Below are 2,810 nucleotides of genomic sequence, written 5' to 3'. Positions count from 1 at the left end.
GTAGGACGCCGCCGAACAATCATTGTGGGAAAGCCCCGCACCTTATGGTGCGGGGCTTTTCTGCGTTTACGGCCAGGTAGACCACCGGGCCGGCCCGTAGCATCACCGCATGCCGGAACTTCAGTTGCTTCGTGACGACCACGCGAAGGCCCTGCTCGACTTCGAGCGGGAGAACCGCGCCTACTTCGCCTCCCTCGTCCCCGACCGCGGCGACCAGTACTTCGACCGGTTCGACGAGCGACACGGCGAGCTGCTGGCCGAGCAGGATGCGGGGCTGCACTTCTTCCACCTCCTGGTGGCGGAGGACGGCGCGATCCTCGGGCGGGTCAACCTCATTGACGTGGCGGACGGTTCGGCCGAGCTGGGGTACCGCATCGCCGAGCGTGCGACGGGGCGGGGCCGGGCGACGGCCGCGGTGCGTGCGGTGTGCGACCTCGCCGTCGAGCGGTACGGCCTGCGTGACCTGAGGGCGGTCACGACCCTCGACAACGTCGGCTCCCGCACGGTTCTCGCCCGTACCGGCTTCATCGAGGCCGGCGAACTCGACGTGGCCGGCCGCCCCGGGATCCGCTTCGTACGGGACCTTCGGCGGGAGCCAGGACCGTGAGCGACGGCGGGTCCCGTGATCGGGGGAGATGAGACGAACTGCCGCTCCTGCAAGCCCTCTTGGGCTGCCTACAGTGGGGCCGGTGGAGAATCCGGGTGCGCCGGTTGATCACGTGGGACGACACTGTGCCGATGAGCCTCCCCTCCTCCTCCCAGGCGCCTCAGGAACGGGCCCTTCGGCACGTCACGGAACTCGCGGCGGGTCCTCCGGTGGACCCGGCCCTTCGGGTGACGCTCAACTTCCACCCGGACCGTCTGCTGCACGGCAGACCGATCCTGGACGCCCTCGCCGAAGCCGGCCTCTACCGCTCGCAGTTCGTCACGGGGACCAGCAACGGTGGACTGACCGCGCGTCCCGGCGGGGACCGTTGGCGCTGGGAGAGCCGCATCTTCGGTGGGGCGTACGACGAAGCGCCCGCCCAAGAGCGGCCTGTCTACGGTGCGTTGAACTTCCGCCGTAAGCCGGTCGGCGGGGCTCCGCGGTTCGGCTCGGCCCATTTTCGGCTGGTCGCCGAGGTCCTGCCCCGCAGCACGTTCTGCTACCCGGACAGCCATCTGGAGCCGGCGGACTTCGGCGTGGCGGACCGCATGGGCCTCATCGGGCCGGCCCTCGCCGATCGTCAGGACGAGCTGGACGACTACATCGAGGCACAGGTACACGGGCCGGTCCGGCTGCGTGCCCACGCGGAGGCGCTCGTGCTCGATCCCTGCTACCGGGGGACGACGGTGGAGACCGCGGCCCTGCGGATCGGCTGCCCGGTGGAGTGGCACCCCGGCTTCCGGCTCCAGGCCGAGGAGCTCCGAAGCCACCCCGACTACCGCGGCCAGGAGTACGTCGACCTGGCCGAGCGGATGGCGGTGGACGGCGTACTCGACCCTCGCATCGTCGGAGACGCCGCGCGGGCCGGCGGCCATGACCCCCAGGCCGTCAAGAAGGTGTGGCACTACCTGGCGCGGTTCGGGCGCCCTTGACCTGAAGCGCGGTTGAGCTCGTAGCGTCGCGCCGTGGGTGATCACCCACTACAGGGGGAGGGACGCACTGATGATGCTCGTGACCGGAGCCACCGGAAACATCGGCCGTGTGTTGCTGGACGCGCTGGCTTCGCGGGGAGAGGGCACGACGGGAGGCCTGCGCGGGCTGACCCGCGACGTGGGGCGGGCTGCCTTTCCCGCAGGGGTGGAGGCGGTCGAGGGGGACCTGGCGGAGGCGGCCTCCCTGGGGCCGGCGCTCGCGGGGGTGCACTCGATGTTCCTTCCGTCGCGGGTGGGGGCGGACGAGGAGGTCCTCGACGCCGCCCGGAGGGCGGGTGTGGAGCACGTCGTCCTGGTCTCGTCGGTGACGGTGCAGACGCACCCCCACCTCGGCCCGGCCCGCGAGAACCTGGCCGTCGAGAAACTCCTCAAGGGCAGCGGGATGGCGTGGACGATCCTGCGACCGACGCAGTACGCCTCCAACACCCTGTGGTGGGCGCCGGCGATCCTCGCCGGGGAGCCGGTCCGTGTCCCGTACGCGGACACCGGCCTGCCCACGATCCACCCCGGTGACATCTCCGCGGTCGCCCAGGCCGCGCTGACCGATCCCGAGCACCGGGGGAGGACGTACGCCCTGACGGGCCCGGTCCGGGTGACGCCCAGGGAACAGGTGGAGGCGATCGCGAAGGCACTGGGGCGGCAGGTGCCGTTCGCCGAGATCGACCGCGGGCAGGCCCATCGCGACATGGCGGCGCTCTTCGGCGCGGAAGGCGCGGACGCGGTGCTCGACCTCATGGGCGGGGACGTCAACGACGAGCTCCTGGCGGTACGGGACACGGTCGAGCGGATCACCGGCTCGCAGGCCAGGACGTTCGAGCAGTGGGCCGCGGAGCACGCACCGGCCTTCGGTGGGCCTCGTTTTGACTCCTCGGGGGGAGGGTTGTAGAGTCAAACGGTTGCCTCGAACTGGACAAGTTCGGCAGCGACAACCCCCACAACCCACCTGGATGAGAATCCGTGTGGGCTGTGTCGACTCTTCCTTCGGAAAGTCTGAAGCCGGGAAATCCGGTGGAAAACTTCTGATAGAGTCGGAACCGCCGGAAAGGGAAAGCGCGAAAGCGCAGAACCTCGAAAGCACCGAGGAAAATCGGGCCCGAAAGAGTCTGATAGAGTCGGAAACGCAAGAACACAGAACGAAAGCCCGGAGGAAAGCCCGAGAGGGTGAGTACAAA

At 69.6% G+C, this 2,810-nt stretch carries 3 protein-coding genes; all 3 read left to right on the top strand.

The genetic code is table 11. The annotated features are described in order from the left end of the window. Positions 1 to 109: 109 nt before the first annotated feature. The 3 genes from AB0D01_RS39595 to AB0D01_RS39585 all read left to right on the top strand — a co-directional run bounded on the left by AB0D01_RS39595 (position 110) and on the right by AB0D01_RS39585 (position 2,524). Positions 110 to 607: a GNAT family N-acetyltransferase gene (locus tag AB0D01_RS39595; protein WP_363064264.1), complete on the top strand. Its 498-nt coding sequence runs from the start codon at positions 110 to 112 to the stop codon at positions 605 to 607. 131 nt (positions 608 to 738) lie between these two features. After that, positions 739 to 1,578 (top strand): DUF3626 domain-containing protein, encoded by an 840-nt coding sequence (locus tag AB0D01_RS39590; protein WP_363064262.1) that lies wholly within the window; start codon positions 739 to 741, stop codon positions 1,576 to 1,578. Positions 1,579 to 1,648: 70 nt separating this feature from the next. After that, the gene (locus AB0D01_RS39585) at positions 1,649 to 2,524 is read left to right on the top strand and encodes an NAD(P)H-binding protein (RefSeq protein WP_363064260.1); all 876 of its coding nucleotides are present in this window, start codon (positions 1,649 to 1,651) and stop codon (positions 2,522 to 2,524) included. Positions 2,525 to 2,810: the final 286 nt, after the last annotated feature.

This window comes from Streptomyces sp. NPDC048606 (assembly GCF_040650855.1).
Classification (GTDB): Bacteria; Actinomycetota; Actinomycetes; order Streptomycetales; family Streptomycetaceae; genus Streptomyces.
This window is presented reverse-complemented; position numbering and strand designations above follow the sequence as displayed.